This window comes from Caulobacter sp. AVps18, assembly GCF_058681425.1.
The window spans coordinates 2,281,009-2,302,114 of record NZ_CM178737.1; the positions used below are offsets into that span (position 1 = coordinate 2,281,009).

Consider the following 21,106-nt stretch of genomic DNA (forward strand, 5'->3'; position numbering starts at 1 on the left):
ATGACCCCACGCTCGCTTTTCGTCACCCCGCTCTATGAAGCCAGCCTTTCGGGCGACAAGGGCTTTGAAACCTTCATCGACGACCTGCACGACGCCTGTATCGCCGTGGCCGAGGACGATGAGGCGGGGCAGGCCTGGGCGGAGGCCAAGGGCTATCTGGGCTACACATCCTACGCCTCGCGGGGCGATCTGGCGCAGCGCGACAGCCTGTTCGCCGAGCTCAAGAAGAAGCTCGACAAGCACGCGGCGGCGTTTGCCCGCGACCTTTGCTTTGATCTGGCGGGCAGCAAGCTGGTGATGGACAGTTTCTGGATCAACATCCTGGACCCGGGCGGCCAGCACACCGGCCACATCCATCCCCACAGCGTGATCTCGGGCACGATCTACGTCACCATTCCGCCCGGTGCCTCGGCCCTGAAGTTCGAGGATCCGCGCCTGCCGATGATGATGGCCGCGCCGACCCGGCAGGCCGACGCACCCGAAACCCTGCAGCCCTTCGTCTATGTGCAGCCCCAGCCGGGCACCATCCTGCTGTGGGAAAGCTGGCTGCGCCACGAGGTGACGCCCAACCAGGCCGAAGAACAGCGGATCAGCATCAGCTTCAACTACGCCTGGCGATAAAGCATCGTGCGGAAAAGTGGATGCCGGTTTTCCGCGAATACGATGCGAAAATTGGGGGCTAGAGCGAAGGGCGCGATTCTTACATCGCGCATTTTGCTCTAGGAGCTGTGGACACTTATCGCATCCAGAGTATTGCGGCAGCGAGGTGCAGGACGGCGAGGTAGTTTCTCGCCGTCTTCTCGAAGCGGGTGGCGACACGGCGGAACTGCTTGAGGCGACTGAAGCAGCACTCGACGAGGTGGCGCTGGGCGTAGAGGTGCGGGTCGAGCGTATATTTCTGAGCGCGTGAAGGATTGTTGGGGATGACGGCGACGGCGCCCTTGGCGGTGATCGCCTGACGCAGATGATCTGCATCGTAGGCGGTGTCGGCCATGACGACCTTGGCCGGCAAGCCTTCGATCAACGGACCCGCTTGAGGTGCGTCTCCCCGTTGCCCGGCCGTGAGAATGAACCGGACTGGTTGGCCCAGGCCTCGCACGGCCATGTGGACCTTGGTGCTCAGTCCGCCGCGCGAGCGTCCAAGGGCTTGATCTTCAGACCCCCCTTTTTGGCCCCGCTAGCGTGCTGGTGGGCGCGGACGATGGTGGAGTCTATGATCAGGTATTCGAAGTCTGGATCGCCCGACATCGCCTCGAAGATCCGCCGCCAGACGCCCTTCTGGCTCCAGCGACTGAACCGCCGGAAGGCGCTATTCCAATCGCCGAACACCTCGGGCAGATCGCGCCAGGGCGAGCCCGTCCTCACGATCCACAACACGCCCTCGACGAACATCCGGTTGTCGCGGCCGGTCGAGCCCTTCTGGTCAGGACGCCCGATGATCAGGCCAGACATCCGGTCCCAATCAGCGTCACTCAGCACCAAACGATCCATCACACCCAAGACCGCCTCCCAAAAGACAGTCTTGAATCACGCTTCGCACCCTTCGGGAATCCCTAGAGTCCACAGCTCCTAGGGCTGAAGCCGGGCTCAGCGGCTGGCGAACTGGGCGGGGGCGGCGCGTTCGGCGCGGCGAAGGTCGGTGATCTGTTGGCGGTTCAGCTGGGCCCTGGCGTCGTCGTGGAAGTCCTTGTGACAGGCGTAGATCGACAGGTTGCCAAGGCGCTCGGCATGGGTGCGGGCGGCGCAAACGGTCTCGGCGGCGTCGCTGACCCGGCGATGGAACTCGGCGGCGTCGGCCGGGCGGGCCAGGCGAAGGTCGCCGATGGCGATGCGGGCGACGGGCTGGCTGCGATCCGCAGCATGGGCGGCGGTGGCCAGGCTCGCGATGGGCACGGCGGCCAGGGCCAGGGCGGCGACGGTGCTGAGGCGGGCGATGAACGTGCGCATGAGGAGCTTCCTTTGAAGGTCTGCGGCGCGGCGTGCGCCTTGGCTTGACCTGGAAGCTAGATCGCAACGCACCCGAAAGCCCGTTAAACGCCGTTCATGACGTAGAATTAAGTCTATGAATTGATTGTCATAATTACGTGGAGGGGCGGGGCGTGACTTACCATCCCTGTGGCGCGTATCCCAGCGACGCCCGGCGGACCTTCCCGCCAGGCATCGCTGTTTCGTCGCTTTATCCGAGCATGAGATCGCCAAAGACCAGGGCGGGCTTTCCGGTCAGGACGGCGATCTGGGTCGCCGCGCCTGCGCCCGAGCCGTCCAGATTAAAGACCAGGGTGCCGGTAGCGGTGTCGTAGAGCAGGCTCGGTCCGCTGGTGCCGGCCACGGGCGCTTCTCCGGATACGAAGGTCAGATCCGCCAGGCTGGTGAGCCCGAAGCTGTTGGCGCGCAGCTGGATATGGTCGACGCCCGACTGGAAGTCGGCGATCCGGTCGATGCCAGTATTGGGTCCGTCGAAGTAGAAGATGTCGGCCCCGCCATTGCCGGTCAGGGTGTCGTTTCCGCCCATGCCGCCCAGAAAGTCGGCACCCGCCCCGCCGGTCAGGGAGTCGTTGCCGGCCGCCCCAAAGATCGTCGAGCCGGCGGCGTGGGCGTAGCCCTTGAAGTCGCCCGTACCGATGAAGACCAGCGTTTCGACATTGGCCGCCGCCGCCGCGCTGTTGAGCTTGGTCAGCATGCGGTCATTGCCCTGGCCGGCCAGTTCGACCACCGTGTCGTTGGCGACATCCACGAAATAGACATCGTCGCCCAGACCGCCCACCAGCCGGTCGGCCCCCGCTCCGCCGTTCAGGGTGTCGTTGCCGTCGCCGCCGGCGATCACATTGGCCAGCGCGTTGCCGAAGCCAGCGAAATTGCCGGTCCCGGTGAAGGTCAGGTTCTCGATATTGGCGGCCAAGACGTAGGAGCCTAGCGAGGCTCTCACCGCGTCCAACCCCTCGCCGGCCTTCTCGACCACCACGTCGCCGAGATTGTCGACGACATAGGTGTCGTTGCCCCAGCCGCCGATCAGCCGGTCGGCTCCGGCTCCGCCGTCAAGCAGGTCGATGCCATTCCCGCCGGTGATCACGTTGGCCAGGTCATTGCCCGTGCCCGTGAAGGGCGCGCTGCCCATGAAGCCCGCCGTACCCGTGTAGGTCAGCACCTCCAGATGGGCACCCAACGCGTAGGTCGGGGCCGTCGTCTTGACCGTGTCATAGCCCTCGCCGGAAAGTTCGACGATCCTGTCGCCGGCATTGTCGACCAGATAGGTGTCGTTACCGGCTCCGCCGATCATCGTGTCGGCCCCACCCCTGCCGTCCAGGGTGTTGATCCCGGCATTGCCGATCAGGGTCTGGGCATAGTCATTGCCGGTCAGGTTCAGAGGACCGGTTGCGGCCGCTGCTTGCAGCACTTCGACCGAAACGCCCGCCTCCAGCACGTAGCCGACCGACGTGATGACGGTGTCGTAGCCTCCGCCAACAGCCTCTTGCAAAACGTCCTGGCCGTTGTCGATCCGGAACAGGTCGTCGCCGCCGCCGCCGATCAGCGTGTCCTTGCCAGTCCCGCCGTCCAAGGTGTCATGGCCCAAGCCGCCATTGAGCAGGTCTGCGCCCGTGCCGCCCGTCAGACTGTCGGCATGGATCGAGCCGATCAGCACCTCGATGGCCTTGAGCGTATCGATCCCGTCGCCGCCAGTGTCCTGGGCCGTGGTCAGCGCCAGGCTGATGCGCACCCCTGCGGACGCCCCGGCATAGGACACGGTGTCGAAACCCTGTCCGCCATCCAGGCTGTCATCACCGGTTCCGCCGACCAGCGTGTCGTCGCCGCTGCCGCCCAGCAGGGTGTCGGCGCCGCCCCGGCCGTCCAGCCGGTTGGCGCCGACGTCGCCGGTGAAGCGATCTGCGCCCGTGCCACCGGCCAGGTGCTCCACGCCGGTCTGGTTCAGCCGGCCAAAGCCGATGTTCTGCCATGCCGCCTTGATCGACAGGTCGATGGCGACCGCCTCGTGCAGCAGGCCTAGATCGATGATGTCTATTCCGGCGCCGCCATCGACCAGAGTGTCGACTGCTCGGGCCGGCTCGATCTCGCGGCTGACGCCGTACTGGATCGTGTCATTGCCATAGCCGCCATGTGCCGTGTCGGACCCGTTGGCGACGTGGATCCGGTCGTCGCCGCCGTCGCCGAGCAGCAGGTCGTTGCCCGCCCCGCCGACCAGAGTATCGGCGTTGTCGCCGCCAGAGACGGTATCGGCTCCGCTCCCGCCGTCCAGGCTGTCGTTTCCTCCTTGGCCCTTCAGGATGTCATTGCCATCACCTCCGGAGAGCGTATCGGCGCCGTTCGTTAGATCCTTGACGTAGATACCAGACGCACCGTTGGTAACGCCGGCCACGAGGTTCTTGGCAGTGCTCCAGAACGTCACCTTCGTGCCGTTTGCAGACAAGCTCGGGGGGAACTCCTCATATTCGCCGCCGGAGACTAGGGTGGTGACACCCGTCGTCAGATCCTTGATGAAGAGGTCCCAGGCCTCATTGGTGTCGCCGGCCACGAGGTTGCTGGCAAAACTCATGAACGCCACCTTGGTGCCGTCCGTTGACAGGAACGGGCCGTAGGAACCCTCGTTCGCCCCACTTCCTATACTGCTGCTGGATACGAGGGTGGTGACTCCCGTCGTCAGATCCTTGACGAAGATGTCAGACCTGCCGTTGGTATCGCCCGCCACGAGGTTGCTGGCGTTGCTCTGAAATGCCACCTTCGTGCCGTCCGCAGACAGGACGGGGAAGTAGGAGTTTGAATCGCCACCTACACCGACGCTGTTGCTGGAGACCAGGGTGGTGACACCCGTCGTCAGATCCTTGACGAAGATGTCATCCCTGCCGTTGGTATCGCCGGCTACCAGGTTGGTGGCGTTGCTCTGGAATGCCACCTTCGTACCGTCCGCAGACAGGACCGGGCCAAAGGAGCTCGCGTTCCCCCCACTACCCAAACTGCTGCTGGAAACCAAGGTTGTGACACCCGTCGTCAGATCCTTGACAAAGAGGTCCCTGTCGTTGGTGTCGCCCGCCACGAGGTTGCTGGCATCGCTGCCGAACGCCACCTTTGTGCCGTCCGCAGACAGCACCGCGCCAAATGAGTTTCCATTCCCGACAATGCCCTCGCTGTTGGTTGACACAAGGGTGGTGACACCCGTCGTCAGATCCTGGACGAAGATATCTTGGCGGCTGTTTGTACCGTATACGCGGCTCGTGAACACCACCTTGGTGCCGTCCGCAGATAGGACTGGGTCGTAGGAATCTGAATTGCCACCGACACCGGCGCCGCTGCTGGAGACCAGGGTGGTGACACCCGTCAGCAGATTCGTGACGAAAAATTCAGGCGGTGCATTGACTATGGTGCTGGCGTTGCTCTCGAACAACACCGTCGTGCCATCCGCAGACAGGAATGGGCGATAGTAGCCGTCATTGATCACACTGCCCGAACCCTTGCTGGATACGAGGGTAGTGACACCCGTCGTAAGATCCTTGACGAAGGTGTCCCAGGTCGCGTTGGTATCATCGTCAACGAGGTTGCTGGCATAGCTGATGAACGCCACCTTGGTGCCGTCCGCAGACAGGACCGGGGCATAGGAGTATCCATTCCCGGCAACGCCCGCGCTGCTGGTTGAGACCAGGGCGGTCTCGCCAGTGCCGCCGTCGCGCCCGGTCAGCACATCATCGAACGCCGAGCCGATAATGGCCTCGATGGAGCTCAGGGTATCGGTCCCGTCGCCGCCGGTGTCCTGGGCGGTGGTCAGGGCCAGGCTGACACGCACGCCTGCGGACGCGCCGGCATAGGACACGGTGTCGAAACCCTGTCCGCCGTCCAGGCTGTCGTCACCGTCGCCGCCGAGCAGGGTGTCGTCGCCCGCGCCGCCGACTAGGGTGTCTGCGCCGGCACCGCCATACACGGTATCGGACCCGCTCCCGCCGTCCAGGTTGTCGTCTCCTCCTCGACCATCCAGGATATCATTGCCGTCACCGCCGGAGAGCGTGTCGGCCCCAGTCGTCAGGTCTTTGACGAAGATGTCGGCCAGACCGTTGGTGTCGCCAGCGACCAGGTTGCTGGCGTCGCTATAGAACGCGACCTTCATGCCATCGGCCGAAAAGACGCCTTCTCCGGAACTGCCGTTCCCCTGAAGGCCTGCGCTGCTGGTCGATACGCGGGTGACAGATCCTGTCCTTAGATCTTTGACAAAGACATCCGTCCCTTCGTTCGTGTCGCCAAGTATCAGGTTGCTGGCCTCACTGTAGAACGCCACCTTCATGCCGTCTGCCGACAGGGACGGGAGGTGAGACCCGTAGTTCCCTTGCACGCCGCTAGCGCTATTCGAGACTAGGGTCGTGATCCCTGTTGTGAGGTCCTTGACGAAGATGTCCCAGTCGGCGTTGAGGTCGTTGGCGACAAGGTTGTTGGCCAAACTCCAGAACGCGACCTTCGTGCCATCGGCCGACAGGACGGGGTCGTAGGATTCGTTGTTAGCTTCCGCTCCGGCGCTGCTCGTTGAGACTCGCGTCGTGATGCCTGTGTTTAAATCTTTGACGAAAATATCACCGAAGTTATTATTGTCTTCGCCAACAAGATTATTTGAATAGCTCACAAATGCCACTTTCGTGCCGTCCAAAGATATCATTGGCTTGGAAATATACCCCGTTATTGGATTTGAGGATTCTCCGTTGCCTAGTGTGCCTGCGCTGTTCGTGGAAACTAGAGTAATTTTTCCAGTGGCAATATCTTTCACAAATACATCGAATATATAGAGATTGCTATCGTTCGGGGAAAGATTGCTCGAAGAACTTATAAACGCCACCCTCATGCCGTTCGCGGACAGGCTCGGGAAGTAGGAATTGCCATCCTCAGAAAGGCCTGAGTTGCTTGTTGAGGCCTGCGTGGTGATTCCCGTTGTTAGGTTTTTGATGAATATGCTGTTTTGATACCAACCAAGGCCGCCAGCCACCAAGTTGCTGGACGCGCTCATGAACGCAACCGTCGTGCCGTCTGCCGACAAAGCCGGGGCGAAGGAATTTTCGTTTCCCTGCGCGCCAGCGCTGTTGGTCGATACCAGGGTCGTGATCCCACTCGTCAGGTCCTTGACGAAGACGTCCCATTTCCCGTTGGAGTCGTTGGCCACAAGGTTGTTGGCTAAGCTCCAGAACGCGACTTTCGTGCCATCCGCCGACAAGGCTGCGCTATAGGAGACGTTGTTCGCCTGCACGCCCGCGCTGCTGCTCGAGACCAGTGTGGTTTTGCCATTGCCGCTGTCGCGTCCGGTCAGCACATCGTCGAACGCCGAGCCAATGATGGCCTCGATGGAGCTCAGAGTATCGATCCCGTCGCCGCCCGTGTCCTGGGCCGTGGTTACGCCCAGCTTCACCTTCACGCCGCTGGTCGCGGCGGCATAGGAAACGGTGTCCACCCCGATCCCACCGTCGATCAGGTCATCGTCGGTCGAGGACGCCAGCGTATCGGCACCCGCGCCGCCCGTTATCGTCGCCATGAAACAACTACCCCTGACACCACGCTACATTGCGAAATCGCACCTGCGCCGACGGTCGCTCAACTTGTTCAGAGACGCACGCGACCGCTTGGCGAACCGCTTGGCCCTGTTGGAGGAGGCCCGATCCCGAACCATGCAATAGCGGGCTGCAGCAGGGCTTGCCATCGGGCTTCACCCTGGGCGTGTATTTTTATCGGCGGCTCAACACTTCGCAGCAAAGCTTGCAGGCGCAGCGCCGTTTTCGCCGCGTTGCGGCGCACTTCGAGGGCTTGCCGCCGCTGGTGCGCTCGCAGCGACCAGCCCCCCTAAGCCGCCGCGAAGTCCCTCGCCGCGCCGGTTTCGCTCTGGCGGACGGGCAGGGAGAAGCTGACCACCGTGCCTTCGCCGGGGGTGCTGGTCATGTCGAGTACGCCGTCGTGCATCTCGATCAGTGACTTGGTCAGGGCCAGGCCCAGGCCGGTGCCCTGGGTGGTCTTGGAGAGCTGGCTTTCCACCTGTTCGAAGGGGCGGGCCAGGCGGGCCAGGTCTTCCTTGGCGATGCCGATTCCGGTGTCGGTCACCGAGACGCGCAGACGTTCGCCCAGCGGGTCGCGACGGACCTCGGCGCGGATAGTGACGCTGCCGGCTCGCGGGGTGAACTTGATGGCGTTCGACAGCAGGTTCAGCAGCACCTGTTTCACCGCGCGATAGTCGGCCTCGATCTCGGGCAGTTGCGGGAAGTCGATCTTCAGGGTCAGGCCGGCGGCTTCGGCGCGGTTGCGCACCAGACGCACGGCGTCCTCGGCCACGTCTTCCAGGTGCATCGGCTCGAACTTGAGGTTCATCTTGCCGGCTTCGATCTTCGACATGTCGAGAATGTCGTTGATCAGGGCCAGCAGGTGCTGGCCGCTGTTGTGGATGTCCAGGCAGTAGCCCTTGTAGCGGGCGTCGCCCAGAGCGCCGAACATCTCGTTCATCATGATCTCGGAGAAGCCGTTGATGGCGTTCAGCGGCGTGCGCAGCTCGTGGGACATATTGGCCAGGAACTCGCTCTTGGCCTTGTTGGCACCCTCGGCCTTGACCTTCTCCATCTCGTACTTGCGGGCCAGTTCGGCCAGCTGTTCCTGGCTGCGCTCCAGGCCGGCAACGGCGTACTGGAGCTGTTCCTCGTTGAGGCGACGGGCCTCTTCCTGGTTCTTGATGGCAGTGATGTCGGCGGCGGTCATCACCAGGCCACCTTCAGCGGTGCGGCGCTCGCTGATCTGGATCCAGCGGCCGTCGTTCAGCTCGGCCTCGCGCACGCCCTTGGCGCCGTTCGGACCGGGGTGGTCCTGCTTGATGGCCAGGGCGGCGAAGCGGTTGACCTCGGCGCGCGGCGCGCCGGGCTTCAGCAGCTTGGGCTCCAGATTGAAGACGCTGCGATAGTTGCGGTTGCACATCAGCAGCCGGCCCTGGCGGTCCCACAGCACGAAGGCTTCGGAGACGCTTTCGATGGCGTCGCGCAGGCGGTTCTCGGCCGCCTGGGCGCGGGCCTGGGCGTGGCGCTCCTCGGTGACGTCCAGGGCCACGCCGATGATGCGGACATAGCCGTCTTGCCCCGGCTTGCCAAAGCCCTGGCCGCGGGCGTCGACCCAGATCGTGCGGCCGCCCTGCTGGGTTGCGGGAACCCGAAACGAAACGTCGAAAGCCCCGTAGGTTGCGGCATTGGCCAGGGCCTGACGCACGCGATCGCGCTGGTCTATGGAGACGCGGTCCAGCAGGTCGTGGCCCGAGACGATGCCGCCGCCGCCCCAGCCGAACATCGCCCCCGTGACGTCGGACAGGTACACCTGGTCGGCGGCCAGGTCCCATTCCCAGATGCCGCAGCGGGCGGCCTCGACGGCCAGGCGAAAACGCTGCTCGCTGTCGAAGAACTCGCGGTGGGCGGCCTCAACCTTGCGGCTCTGCATCACCAGCAGCAGGGCCAGGGCGATGCCGACCGCCAGCGGGGCCATCAGGCTGAAGGCCCCGGTCATGTAGGCGCGGTCCAGATTGGCGGTGGTGCGCGAGGGCTGTCCGGCCAGGGCCAGCAGGGCACCCTCGGCCAGGGGCTGGATCGCGACGTCCAGGGCCGAACCGTCGGGGGCCTGGCCGCGCACGGTCGAGGCCTGGGCACCCACCTCCTGGGGATCCAGTCCGAAGGCCTCTGTCAGGCTGGTCGCATTCCGGATCGGCTGGCCCTGGGCGGCCAGCAACGCGCCGTCGGGCAGGACCAGAGCCCGTGCGCCGCCCTTGCCGGGATCGGCGACCAGCCGTGAAGGATCGCCGCTGGAGATGATGAAGCTCCGCACGCCCTGTGCGGTGGCTGGGGCCGGGGTGGCTACGTACAGCCGGGTGGAATCCCCCGCCGCCCCGACCCAGGTCGAGCGGCCCGAGGCTGCGGCAGCGCGGGCAGCAGCCTTCCAGTCGGCGGCCTCGTCGCGTCCGGCTATGCCTTGCACCCCGGTGGGGCTGGCGACGGCAACAGCCACCGCCTCGCCGCCGCTGGCCCGCAGGGCGATCTCGGCGGCGTCCATGATGGCGGCAGGGTCGCGCTGCAGGATGTCGGCGGCGGCGGAAAGCCCCGCGCGCTGGGCCGCCAGATTGGCCTCGACCCGCAAGGCCACCAGCTGGGCCTCGGCGTTCAGGCCCGCGCCCCCGGGCGGGGCCTGGATTTCGCGCTGCAGGCGCTGCACGCCAAAGGCCGTATAGACCGCCAGCAGCAGCATGGCGGCCAGGATGGCGACCCGCACATAGGCCTGCGAAGGGGTGCGCGCGGTCGGAGACCGCACGGCACCCGCCGCGGAAAGCCCGACATCTGCCGGTCTTCCGGGTCTCGCAAACCCAATAGGCAAAACGCGCGGCTCCCCGAGATCCCAAGGCGAGTCACTTCGCCACACCCTGAATCTACCGCACCGCCGACCGCCGCGTCACGAGCCAACGGTCGATTTGGGGACGGATGAGCCCATTGGTCGCAATTGCTGCGGGGCCGGACCTCACCCCAGCGCCTTGGTCGCCAGCTCCAGCACGTTTTTCGACAGGCCCGAATGGCCGGCCACGCCTTGCAGGGCCTGTTTCATCTGGGCACCCAGGGCCGGGGCATAGCGCCGCCAGCCGCCCAGCGCCTCGACCAGCCGGGCGGCGGTCATCGGGTTATAGGCGTCCACGGCCAGGATCTTTTCGGCCAGGAAGCGATAGCCCGCGCCGCTGGCGTCATGGAACCGGGCCGGGTTGAAGTTGGCGAAGGTCGAGACCAGGGCCCGGAAGCGGTTGGGGTTTCCGGCGTCGAAATCCTCGTGCGTGGTCAGGGCGATCACCCGGTCCAGGGCATCGGCCGACGGATCGCGGGCCTGAACGGCGAACCACTTGTCCAGCACCAGCGGCTCGTGCCGCCATTTGGCGTGGAAGGCGGCCAGGGCCGCATCGCGCGGCGCGCCGCCGATCTGCACCAGGGCGCTCAGGGCCCCCATGGCGTCGGTCATGTTGGCGGCGGCCTGGAAGTGGCCGACGATGTGCTCGACATTGATCGCATGCGGATCGGCGGTCAGCAGGTCGGCGCAGGCATTGCGCAGGGCGCGCTTGCCCGCAGCCTCGGCGCTGGCCGAGAACGCGCCGGTTCCCTGAAGCTGCCCATGCAGGTCGCGCAGCAGCTCGCCCAGATGCACGGCGATGCGACTGCGCAGGGCACCGCGCGCCGCGTGCAGGGCGGCCGGATCGGCCGGCTCCATCGCCTGGGCCAGGTCCGGCTCGCTGGGCAGGGCCAGCAGCAGGGCCTTGAAGGCGGGCTCCGATGCGTCGTCCTGCAGGGCCTTGCCGAGCGCTTCGGCAAAGCGCTCCTCGCCCACCTCGTCGGGCTCGCCGGCCGCGCGGGCCAGGATCAGGTCGCGGGCCAGGGTCTGGCCGGCTTCCCAGCGGTTGAACAGGTCGGGGTCAGCGGCGAACAGCACGTAGCGGTCCACGGGCCGCGCATCGGTGGTCAGGTTCACCGGGGCCGAGAAGCCGCGCAGGGCCGAGATCACCGGGGGCGAGGCCACGCCCTCCCAGCGCACGGTCTTGCTAGGCCCGTCCAGCACCACAACCTCGCTGTCGCGGATCGAAGCGCCGTCGGCGTCCAGCAGGCCGATGGTCACCGGGATCGGCAGGGCCTGCTTGGTCGGCTGGCCCGGCGTGGGGGCGGTGGTCTGGGTCAGGGTGATCTCCAGCACGCCCGTCGCCGCATCATGGGCGCTGGCCAGCGACACGGCGGGCGTGCCGGCCTGTTCGTACCAGGCGAAGAAGTCGGTCAGGTCGCGGCCCGAGGCGTCGGCGAAACAGGCGATGAAGGCCTCGACCGTGGTCGCCTGGCCGTCATGGCGCTCGAAATAGAGGTCGCTGCCGGCCCGGAAGGCCTCGTCGCCCACCAGGGTCTTCAGCATGCGGATGATCTCCGCGCCCTTCTCATAGATGGTCGCGGTATAGAAGTTGTCGATCTTCATATAGCTGGACGGCCGCACCGGGTGGGCCAGCGGCCCGCCGTCCTCGGCGAACTGCCGGGCGCGCAGGGCCCGCACGTCCTTGATCCGCTGCACCGCCGCGCCGCGCTGGTCGGCGGAAAAGCTCTGGTCGCGGAAGACGGTAAAGCCCTCCTTCAGGCACAGCTGGAACCAGTCGCGGCAGGTGATGCGGTTGCCGGTCCAGTTGTGGAAATACTCATGGGCCACGACCGCCTCGATGCGCTCATAGTCCATGTCGGTGGCGGTCTCGGGATCGGCCAGCAACAGCGAGCTGTTGAAGATGTTCAGCCCCTTGTTCTCCATCGCCCCGAAATTGAAGTCGCGCACGGCCACGATCATGAACAGGTCCAGATCGTATTCGCGGCCGAAGGCTTCCTCATCCCACTTCATCGAGCGCTTGAGGGCGTCCATCGCATAGGCCCCGCGCGGGGCCTGGCCGGGATCGACAAACACCTTCAGGGCCACGGTGCGGCCGCTCATGGTGACGAAGCTGTCCTCCAGCACGTCCAGCTCGCCCGCCACCAGGGCGAACAGATAGGCCGGCTTGGGGAAGGGGTCGTTCCAGACGGCGTAGTGGCGGCCCTCATCCAGTTCGCCGCCTTCCCACAGATTGCCGTTGCTCAGCAGATAGCCGAGCGCCTCATCGGCCTCGATCCGCACGGTGTAGCGGCTCAGCACATCGGGCCGGTCGGGGAAGTAGGTGATGGTGCGAAAGCCCTCGGCCTCGCACTGGGTGCAGAACCGCCCGCCCGACATATAGAGCCCCATCAGCGCCTTGTTGGCGGCGGGATCGATCTCGACCTGCGTCTCCAGCACGAAGGCGTCGGGCACGTTGGGGATCGTCAGATATTCGGCGTCCAGGCTGTAGTCGCCGGGGCTCAGCGCTTTGCCGTCCAGGCTCGCCGAGACCAGCTTCAGCCGCTCGCCGTTCAGCACCAGCGCCTCGCCGGCCGCGCCCGTGCGGCGGATGGTCAGCGTGGCCGTGACGCGGGTGGCGTTGGGCTGCAGGTCGAAGACCAGCTCGGTGGTCTCGATGTCGAAGGGATAGGGCCGGTAATCGACCAGACGGACGGGCTGGGGAGTCTCTGTGCGCATCCCCGAGATGTAGGGCGGCGAGGGCGGTTCGTCACCTGGGGAGGGGATCTAGAAGAGGGGATATGTCCCTGTTCTCCCCTGTTTGCATTGAGCCCGCCCTGTCCCTGTTCCGCGGAGAAAATTAGGGGTACGCCCCTCATCCCCTCATTCTCTAAGGCATTTTACTAACGACGGAGTATATAAGTTGATTCATCGCTGATGATTTACCGAAATATGTTAGTATATGGTTCCGAGATATCGGCTTCAAAGCTCTTGATCCTATTGCTGATGACCAAGATAGCCAGCTTGACTCACCAGTTTTGAGGTATGTATTTCTAAGGTCGGGTAGACCATATTTATTGCTGCTTATTTCTAGTATCTTCGCCTTAGATACTGGCGTCGAGTTTGGGTGTTCCATCAATGCTGCGACAATTTTGGAAGCGATCTTTGTATCTAGTAGGTATTCTTCCAAAATTTTCGCTAACCAAAAAAGCTGATATTCACCGGTATTAGGCAGTAGGGAAGATTCGAGAACTATGGTCGCAAGTAACTCCTTATCTTTCACTCCGCTCGAAAATATATATACATTCTTAGAAAGTTGGGGGAAGTTTGCCAGTATATATGGAAGTCTGGATTCAAGTTTCGCGGCGTTGTTGCGCATGAGTGTGAGAACTAGTTCTGCATCATCTTCATCTATTGAGTCGCTGTCAAGTATGAGTGAAATGTACGAAAGTTCTTTGTCGCTAAGTGGCGTCTTTAACAGTTTGGTAATTGTCTGAGCATCTTCATCGTATCCATCTATTATTACAATTCTCCGCCGCTTCAAAAGACTCTTCTTGATTCCATCAATTTCTGATTGAATTTTTGTATGAGAAGAATCTCCCCGTACTGTTTTCTTTGGGTTAATGTTTAACCCGCGTTCGCCAATCATTTTCTGTATGGACGAAAAGTCAGCGACAATGTCCTCCTCTTGATCGGAGAACAAATAAAAATCGTCCATAAAACGCAAAAGTTGAGGTGATTTTAGGCGGTGCGAGTCATCTACAAATCTTAAAAAGTCGTTGCCGATCATTTTAGTTGGATAGAGGCCTTGCGGCAGGCAGTCCACGCTTCTTCCGCTGTTGATTTCACGAAGAAACTGTCCAAATCCGATTACATCTGTGTTCTCAGCTCCAAGTGTATCCAGCCATGCAACTAGATCATGATGATATATAGAATTGAAATATGAAGATACGTCGAAACTAATAGAATATGTGTATTGAGCGGTAAATTTTGCGATAGCCTTTCGAAAACCTTCATAGCTTGATGCTGCTGTTATCGGTTTTCCTCCGACAAAGCGATATCCAAAATGAGATCTAGATGTGTTGTAAGAATTACGAAATAATTTTCTATTTCTATACGCCAGATCATAAATAAAATAGTCAGCTACAGGATCTAGCTTGACGGTTCTGCGCAAATGTTGTCCAGGTTTTGCGGCATGGACGCGCTGTTGTGGAAGGAAAGATACCTCAGGGTCATCTGGGTTCAAGCAGCGCTCAATAAGTTGTTTAATCTGCGCTTCCCCATGGCCAATCATTATATGATTTGTCTCAAGCGGAAATAGCGTCCTGGGATGATCTTCTTCGAAGAACATGCGAGTGGAATAATTTGCAGCCATCGATCATCCCCAGGTGTATTATCTACGCTACGGCGCTGCCATGGTTGTGGGAAGCCCGAAAACAGGGGCGCATACCCGTTATCGTTAACGGAAAGCCCTCTGCTGATTAAGATCCCGCGCCAACACCCCCAAGAAAAGCATCCCCTCGGGATGCCTCCCCGCCCTGAAACCCTTGGTGGAATTGGAGCTCTGGGGTCAGGCCGTGTCAATGACCGGCCAGAGGCCGGCCGCGCGCGGCGGCGCGGCGCGCCGTCATTGACACGGCCTGTCCCCAGAGCAAGCTCGCCTCCAAGGTTTTAAGGCGCTGTGTGGGCGGCAGATCGAACCCTTCTCCCAGAGGGAGAAGGAGGGGCCCGCGCCGCAGGCGTGGGAGGATGAGGGGTTTGCGAAGCCCGTCCGGACAGGGCAGAGACTGCCGGTGCGACGAAGGCAGATGGTGTAACCCCTCTCCCTCCCACGCGAGCGTGGGTCCCTCCCTCTCCCTCTGGGAGTGTTTGGACCGGGGACATCCGTGACAGGTGTTCGGAGACATCCGTGACACATTTTCCGATCTCAGAGGGAGGTCGGGATGCCGTTCACGGGGGTGTCTGCGATGGATCGCAAACGGGAGTTTGTACGGCTGGCCTTGGTTGAAGGCTGTAACAGGCGGGAGCTTTGCCGGCGGTTCGGGGTCAGCGCGACGCTGGGCTACCGGCTCATGGCGCGCTATCGGGAGCAAGGCGATGCGGGCCTTGAGGCGCGATCTCGCCGACCGCGGACCTCGCCCCGGCGCACGGAGACGGCGGTTGAGGATGCGACGCTTCAGGTCCGTGCGGAGCATCCGGCCTGGGGTGGCCGCAAGATCGCGGCGGTGCTGCGGCGTGAGGGGCTTGAGGCTCCAGCCCCCTCGACGGTAACCCAGATCCTGCGCCGGGGTGGTGTGGCGCTGGGCGGTGAAGGCGGCGGCGCTCAGCCTTTCATCCGCTTCGAGCATCCCCAGCCCAACGATCTGTGGCAGATGGACTTCAAGGGCCACGTGGCCCTGGGCTCAGGGCGACTGCATCCCCTGACGGTGCTGGACGACCACTCGAGGTTTGCCGTGGTCTTGGCCGCCTGCGCCAACCAGAAGACCCAGACCGTCAAGGATCAACTGATCCAGGCCTTTACGCGCTATGGTCTGCCCTGGCGCATCGCCACCGACAACGGCTCGCCCTGGGGCAACGGCCCCGGCGATCCCTACACCCCGCTGGGCGTGTGGCTGATCGAGCTGGGCGTGCGCATCAGCCACTCCCGGCCCTATCATCCCCAGACCTTGGGCAAGGACGAGCGCTTCCATCGCACCCTAAAGGCCGAGGCCCTGAGCACCCCCTTCGAGACCCTCGACCATGCGGCCCGCGCGCTCGATCACTGGCGCGACATCTACAATCTGGTCCGGCCTCACCAGGCCCTGGACATGGCGGTTCCCGTCGATCGCTACCGACACAGTCCAAGGCCCTACCAGCCCGTCATCCCGCCCTTCGAGTACGGACCCGACGACCAGGTTCGCCGGGTCCAGCAAGGGGGCCATCTCAGTTTTGCCAACCGTCCGCTCAAGGTCCCAAAAGCCTTCGCTGGAAAAGCTGTCGCCCTGCGAGCCACCCAGACCGATGGCGTCTTCGACGTCTTCTTCCAGACCCAACGTCTCAAAACCATCGACCTGAGGACCGCAAAATAGCATCCTCAACCTGTCACGGATGTCTCCGAACACCTGTCACGGATGTCCCCGGTCCAAACAGGGAGAGGGCCGGGTTATGGGGATAGATTGCGCTCCATCCTCGTTCTTTTTCGAACAAAAGCCAGCCAGATCAGTAGCTTGTGAAAAACCTGATCGCGCCCATCAGACGCACTCAAAACCACCCCCATACTCATCACGTCCCCGTCGCAGGGGGAGGGCGCTTGGTACCGGCCCGAAGCGGCGATGGGGATGAAGCTGAGCGGGGCCGCGCGGTCACGCGGGCAAGATTGAAAGTGGCCTGTTCGTTGGATTGATCCGGGGCCACCGGAGGTCTTGCTTTCGAGACAGCGCGGAACGACAGGGCGGTGATCGTAAAGCCGTCTATCGCGACCCGTCGGACCCCTCACGGCTGTACCGCAGGGGTTGGGCGCGCCCGTCCGGGGGACAATTGGAGGCCAGAGCTGAAACAGCGCTCGCGAGCTTGCCATCCTCACGGTCAGAACAGCTTCTGCGAAGCGGAAGAGACGAGCCGAAACGCACACAATACCCATCACGGTCCCCGGGTTCGCCCCGGCCGCTTCGCGCCTCCCCAACCCCTTCAGCGGCCATCGCCGCGTGAGGCGGGAAAACTGTGTCCCGATTGCATCGCCGGGCGGGCCTTTCGACCTCGCCCCGCTAAAAGCCCTCAAAAAAATAAGGGATTTGTTCCGGATCAAACAAGCCCGGCGGGGGCAGGCGCAAACCCCTGCCCAGACGCCGCTCGCGGCGGCTGATGTCACCAAGGGGATAGACCTATGACCACCTCCAAGACCCTGGCCCTGGCGCTTCTCGCCGGCCTCGCTGCAACCAGCGCCGCCCAGGCCCAGATCGCTCCCAAGACCAAGGGCGATATCGTCCTGAATGTGCGCGCCACCGGCGTGCTGCCCGAAGCGGGCGATCCGATCCTGACTGCCGCCGGGGCCGCCAGCGGCCTGCGCGCCGAGGTCAAGGACGACTACAAGCCCACCATCGGTCTCAGCTATTTCCTGACCGACAAGGTCGCCGTCGAGGTGATCGCCGGCACCACCCAGCACACGGTCAAGGCCGTCGGCGGGACCACCAATGTGGAGGTTCACAAGACCTGGGTGCTGCCGCCCGTCGTGTCGGTGCAATACCACCCGTTCCCGGCCGCCAAGTTCAGCCCCTATGTCGGCGCGGGCCTCAACTACATGCTGTTCTACGGCGACAAGGACCTGAACGGCTTCAAGGTGAAGCTGGATGACGGCTTCGGCTACGCCCTGCAAGTGGGCGCTGACGTGCCGCTGAGCGAACGCTACAACCTCAATATCGACGTCAAGAAGGTGTGGTTCGAGACCGACGCCAGCATCAATGGCGGCGCGCTGAAGTCGAAGGTGGCGCTCGATCCCGTGGTGGCCTCGGTCGGCGTCGGCTACCGGTTCTAGTCACTGACCCTGGGCGAGGCTCCGGTCGCTGCGGCGGCCGGGACCTCGTGCAGGAACCGCTCGATGGCGCTGGCCTGCTGGGCCAGGGCGGTCAGGGCCGGCGGCGCGTCTTCTGGATGGTCGGCCACCAGGGCCAGCACCTGCTGGGCCAAGGCATGCAGGCGCGGCGCGCACGAGATCAGCCGGGCCTGGTATTCGATCTTGCGCGGGTCACGGTCATACTCGGCGCCCGGCGTGCGCCAGCCGCCCCAGTCATTGGGATCGGTCACCACCACCGGATAGGTGCCGGGGTAGGGGTGATGAACACAGTCGCTTTCCTGCTGCCACTTGTTGCGCGCCCGCAGGATGCGCCAGTTGGAGACCATGCCGCCGCCCTCGGCATCGATCCTGTCCTCGGGCCTCAGCTCATTGGCCAGGAACTCTCGGCCCAGGCCCACGTCATAGGTCACGCGCACGGGCTCGTCGAAGCCCTTGGCCCAGATGGGCACGATGCGTTCGATGGTCGCCCAGGCGCCGACACTCTCGACCCAGACCTTCTGGTTTCGCTGAAAGACGGTCTTGGCCATGACATTCCAAACGGGCGCGAACGGTTCGACCCTATAAGAACCTGAAATTCTTGACGCCGGGTCAATCTTTCCCTGCGGCTCAAGGTCGGTCAGGGTGTTTTCCAACGCGCCGATCCAGAGCTGCGCAAAGGGAGGCCACCCAGTGGATTTCGACTTTTCCGACGACCAGAAGTTCCTGAAGGACGAGGCGCGCAAGTTCCTCGACGGACGCTGCGGCCCCGCCGTCGTGCGCGGGGTTCTGGATGACGCCGGCCGCGCGTTCGACGAGGGCCTGTGGGCCGCCGTCGCCGAGCAGGGCTGGCTGGGGGCCTGCATCCCCGAGGAATACAACGGCCTGGGCCTTGGCCGGGTCGAGCTGTGCGCCATCGCCGAGGAGCTGGGCCGCGCCGTGGCCCCGATCCCGTTCGCTTCAACCGTCTACATGCTGGCCGAGGGCGTGATGGCATTCGGCAGCAAGGCCCAGAAATCGGCCGTCCTGCCCCGCGTGGCGGCCGGCGAGATGATCGGGTGCCTGGCGACCTCGGAAGGTCCGGGCGTGGTCACGGCCTCGAGCCTGGCCTGCCGGGTCGAGAACGGCAAGCTGACCGGCGTGAAGATCCCCGTCACCGACGGCGACGTGGCCGACATGGCCCTGGTTCTGGCGGCCGAGGGCGGCAAGCCGGGCCTGTTCCTGGTGGACCTGAAGTCGAGCGGCGTGTCGCGCGAGACGCTGAAGAGCCTGGATCCCACCCGCAGCGTGGCCAAGCTGACCTTTGACGGCGTCACCGCCGAGCGGGTGGGCGAGGCCGGCCAGGGGCTGGAAATCGTGCAGTCGATCCTCGACCGCGCCGCCGTGCTGCTGGCCTTCGAGCAGCTGGGCGGGGCCGACAAGTGCCTGGAAATGGCCAAGGACTATGCCCTGGGCCGCTATGCCTTTGGCCGCGTGATCGCCGGCTATCAGGCGATCAAGCACAAGCTGGCCGACATGTATGTCAAGAACGAGGTCGCCCGCTCCAACGCCTATTACGGGGCCTGGGCCCTGAACGTGGATGCGCCGGAACTGCCGATCGCCGCCTCGGCCGCGAGGATTGCCGCCTCTGACGCCTACTGGTTCGCCAGCAAGGAAAGCATCCAGGTGCATGGCGGCATGGGCTTCACCTGGGACGTCGACTGCCACCTTTACTACCGGCGCTCGCGCCAGCTCAGCCTCGTGGCCGGCGCGCCGCGGGTCTGGAAGGAACGGCTGGTCAGCCAGCTTGAACAGAAGAACGCGGCTTAAGGGAGAGACGAGCATGGACTTCAACGATTCACCCGAAGAAGCCGCCTATCGCGAACAGGCTCGCGCCTGGCTGGTTGAAAACGCCGCCGCGCACCGGGCCCAGTTCGGCGACCTGAAACCCAATACCGACGAGCACATGGCCGCCGCCAAGAGCTGGCAGGCCCGCAAGGCGGCCGGCGGCTATGCCTGCATCACCTGGCCGGCGGCGGTCGGCGGCGGCGGTGGCACGCCGATCCAGTCGGTGATCTTCGGCCAGGAAGAGACCAAGGCCGGGGTCGGCTACGGCTATTTCACCATCGGGCTGGGCATGTGCGTGCCCACCGTGATGGCCTTCTCCGACAACGCCACCAAGCAGCGCTTCGTCAGCCCCGCCGTGAAGGGCGAGGAGATCTGGTGCCAGCTGTTCTCCGAACCGGCCGGCGGCTCTGACGTGGCGGCCCTGCGGACCCGGGCCATCAAGGACGGCGACGAGTGGGTGATCAACGGCCAGAAGGTCTGGACCACCGGCGCCCACTATTGCGACTACGGCATCCTGCTGGTTCGCACCGATCCCGACGTGCCCAAGCACAAGGGCCTGACGATGTTCTGGATCGACATGCGCGACGCCGCCGTCGAGTGTCGGCCGATCCACCAGATGTCGGGCGGGCGCGAGTTCAACGAGGTCTATTTCACCGACCTGCGCGTCAAGGACAGCCAGCGTCTGGGCGAGGTCGGCGAGGGCTGGAAAGTGGCCCTGGTCACCCTGATGAACGAGCGCCTGGCCGTGGGCGGCTCGTCGGGTCCCAGCTATCGCGAGATCATGGGCCTGGCCCGCGACCTGACCGGTCCCACCGGCCCGGCGCTGAAGGACAACGCCTTCCGCGAAAAGCTGGCCGACTGGTACGTGCAGTCGGAGGGGCTGAAGTTCACCCGCTTCCGCACCATGACCGCCCTGTCGCGCGGCCAGACGCCGGGACCGGAAAGCTCGATCGGCAAGATTATCGCCGCCAACCAGATGCAGGATCTGGCCAATACCGCTGTCGAGATGGAGGACCAGTACGGCATCCTCGTCGATCCCGATCAGGCTCCCGCCGAGGCGGCGTTCCAGCAGAGCCTGATGTGGGCGCCGGGCCTGCGCATCGCCGGCGGCACCGACGAGATCCTCAAGAACATCATCGCCGAACGCGTTCTGGGCCTGCCCGGCGACGTGCGGGTCGACAAGGATGTGGCCTTCAAGGACATGCCGACGGGACGCTGATCTATCCCTTGCCCGTCACCCTGGGGCCGGTTCCCGGGGTGACGAAGCTTGTTTTCAGAGTCCGGGAGGAACGTCCCGAATCTCCGGCCGTCGGCGCGGCCTCTTCGCGCGACCTGAGTCGGCACCACCGCTCTTCTGGCTTGACCGGACTGCCCTCAGGACGCGCAAACCGCCCT

General features: G+C 63.8%; 13 protein-coding genes and 1 pseudogene. 6 read left to right on the forward strand and 8 right to left on the reverse strand.

The window, feature by feature from the left end; translation table 11 throughout:
- Positions 1–621 carry a TIGR02466 family protein gene (locus ACW179_RS10480; protein ID WP_492059465.1) on the forward strand — a complete coding sequence of 207 codons (621 nt, stop codon included), beginning with the start codon at positions 1–3 and terminating at the stop codon, positions 619–621.
- A gap of 115 nt (positions 622–736) precedes the next feature.
- On the opposite strand, the gene ACW179_RS10485 is transcribed toward ACW179_RS10480, so the two are convergent.
- The 3 genes from ACW179_RS10485 to ACW179_RS10495 form a co-directional block, all read right to left on the reverse strand.
- A protein-coding gene (locus ACW179_RS10485; RefSeq protein ID WP_492059466.1) for an IS5 family transposase occupies positions 737–1,500 on the reverse strand; the annotation gives its coding sequence in 2 pieces (ribosomal slippage) (positions 737–1,162 and positions 1,165–1,500; 762 coding nt in all).
- A gap of 87 nt (positions 1,501–1,587) precedes the next feature.
- Positions 1,588–1,947, reverse strand: coding sequence for a UrcA family protein (locus ACW179_RS10490; RefSeq protein ID WP_492059467.1), 360 nt, complete (start codon positions 1,945–1,947; stop codon positions 1,588–1,590).
- 229 nt (positions 1,948–2,176) lie between these two features.
- Positions 2,177–6,109, reverse strand: coding sequence for a beta strand repeat-containing protein (locus ACW179_RS10495; protein ID WP_492064292.1), 3,933 nt, complete (start codon positions 6,107–6,109; stop codon positions 2,177–2,179).
- A 1,108-nt stretch (positions 6,110–7,217) separates the two neighbouring features.
- On the opposite strand from ACW179_RS10495, the gene ACW179_RS10500 reads away from it, so the two are divergent.
- Entirely contained in the window at positions 7,218–7,418 is a 201-nt protein-coding gene (locus ACW179_RS10500; protein ID WP_492064368.1) for a hypothetical protein, read from the forward strand.
- 14 nt (positions 7,419–7,432) lie between these two features.
- Here ACW179_RS10500 and ACW179_RS10505 read toward each other — a convergent pair.
- The 4 genes and pseudogenes from ACW179_RS10505 to drt5 all read right to left on the reverse strand — a co-directional run.
- A pseudogene (locus ACW179_RS10505) lies at positions 7,433–7,513 on the reverse strand (hypothetical protein); the annotation flags it as partial.
- A gap of 305 nt (positions 7,514–7,818) precedes the next feature.
- On the reverse strand, positions 7,819–10,359 hold the full coding sequence (gene pleC / locus ACW179_RS10510) for a cell cycle histidine kinase PleC (protein WP_492064293.1): 2,541 nt from the start codon (positions 10,357–10,359) through the stop codon (positions 7,819–7,821).
- Between the two features lie 147 nt (positions 10,360–10,506).
- Complete coding sequence (pepN, locus tag ACW179_RS10515) at positions 10,507–13,098, reverse strand: aminopeptidase N (RefSeq protein ID WP_492059468.1); 2,592 nt, start codon at positions 13,096–13,098, stop codon at positions 10,507–10,509.
- 151 nt (positions 13,099–13,249) lie between these two features.
- Entirely contained in the window at positions 13,250–14,734 is a 1,485-nt protein-coding gene (gene drt5 / locus ACW179_RS10520) for an antiviral reverse transcriptase Drt5 (protein WP_492059469.1), read from the reverse strand.
- A gap of 568 nt (positions 14,735–15,302) precedes the next feature.
- Between drt5 and ACW179_RS10525 the strand changes: the two genes are divergently transcribed.
- Together ACW179_RS10525 and ACW179_RS10530 are read left to right on the forward strand one after the other, a co-directional pair.
- Positions 15,303–16,427 (forward strand): IS481 family transposase, encoded by a 1,125-nt coding sequence (locus ACW179_RS10525; protein ID WP_492059470.1) that lies wholly within the window; start codon positions 15,303–15,305, stop codon positions 16,425–16,427.
- A gap of 794 nt (positions 16,428–17,221) precedes the next feature.
- Positions 17,222–17,869 carry an OmpW/AlkL family protein gene (locus ACW179_RS10530; protein WP_492059471.1) on the forward strand — a complete coding sequence of 216 codons (648 nt, stop codon included), beginning with the start codon at positions 17,222–17,224 and terminating at the stop codon, positions 17,867–17,869.
- Here the strand turns inward: ACW179_RS10530 and ACW179_RS10535 are convergent.
- Positions 17,866–18,435: a hypothetical protein gene (locus tag ACW179_RS10535; protein ID WP_492059472.1), complete on the reverse strand. Its 570-nt coding sequence runs from the start codon at positions 18,433–18,435 to the stop codon at positions 17,866–17,868. The genes ACW179_RS10530 and ACW179_RS10535 overlap by 4 nt on opposite strands.
- Before the next feature lie 142 nt (positions 18,436–18,577).
- Between ACW179_RS10535 and ACW179_RS10540 the strand changes: the two genes are divergently transcribed.
- Together ACW179_RS10540 and ACW179_RS10545 are read left to right on the forward strand one after the other, a co-directional pair.
- A complete protein-coding gene (locus ACW179_RS10540; RefSeq protein WP_492059473.1) occupies positions 18,578–19,693 on the forward strand; it encodes an acyl-CoA dehydrogenase family protein in 1,116 nt (371 codons plus the stop codon).
- A gap of 13 nt (positions 19,694–19,706) precedes the next feature.
- Positions 19,707–20,930: an acyl-CoA dehydrogenase family protein gene (locus ACW179_RS10545; protein ID WP_492059474.1), complete on the forward strand. Its 1,224-nt coding sequence runs from the start codon at positions 19,707–19,709 to the stop codon at positions 20,928–20,930.
- Positions 20,931–21,106 lie beyond the last annotated feature (176 nt).

Bases quoted from the DNA above. Each gene is read 5' to 3' on its own strand.
- ACW179_RS10480 (WP_492059465.1), top strand. From the start codon at position 1: ATGACCCCACGCTCGCTTTTCGTCACCCCGCTCTATGAAGCCAGCCTT.
- ACW179_RS10490 (WP_492059467.1), bottom strand. From the start codon at position 1,947: ATGCGCACGTTCATCGCCCGCCTCAGCACCGTCGCCGCCCTGGCCCTG.
- ACW179_RS10495 (WP_492064292.1), bottom strand. From the start codon at position 6,109: ATGAAGGTCGCGTTCTATAGCGACGCCAGCAACCTGGTCGCTGGCGAC.
- pepN (WP_492059468.1), bottom strand. From the start codon at position 13,098: ATGCGCACAGAGACTCCCCAGCCCGTCCGTCTGGTCGATTACCGGCCC.
- drt5 (WP_492059469.1), bottom strand. From the start codon at position 14,734: ATGGCTGCAAATTATTCCACTCGCATGTTCTTCGAAGAAGATCATCCC.
- ACW179_RS10525 (WP_492059470.1), top strand. From the start codon at position 15,303: ATGCCGTTCACGGGGGTGTCTGCGATGGATCGCAAACGGGAGTTTGTA.
- ACW179_RS10530 (WP_492059471.1), top strand. From the start codon at position 17,222: ATGACCACCTCCAAGACCCTGGCCCTGGCGCTTCTCGCCGGCCTCGCT.
- ACW179_RS10535 (WP_492059472.1), bottom strand. From the start codon at position 18,435: ATGGCCAAGACCGTCTTTCAGCGAAACCAGAAGGTCTGGGTCGAGAGT.
- ACW179_RS10545 (WP_492059474.1), top strand. From the start codon at position 19,707: ATGGACTTCAACGATTCACCCGAAGAAGCCGCCTATCGCGAACAGGCT.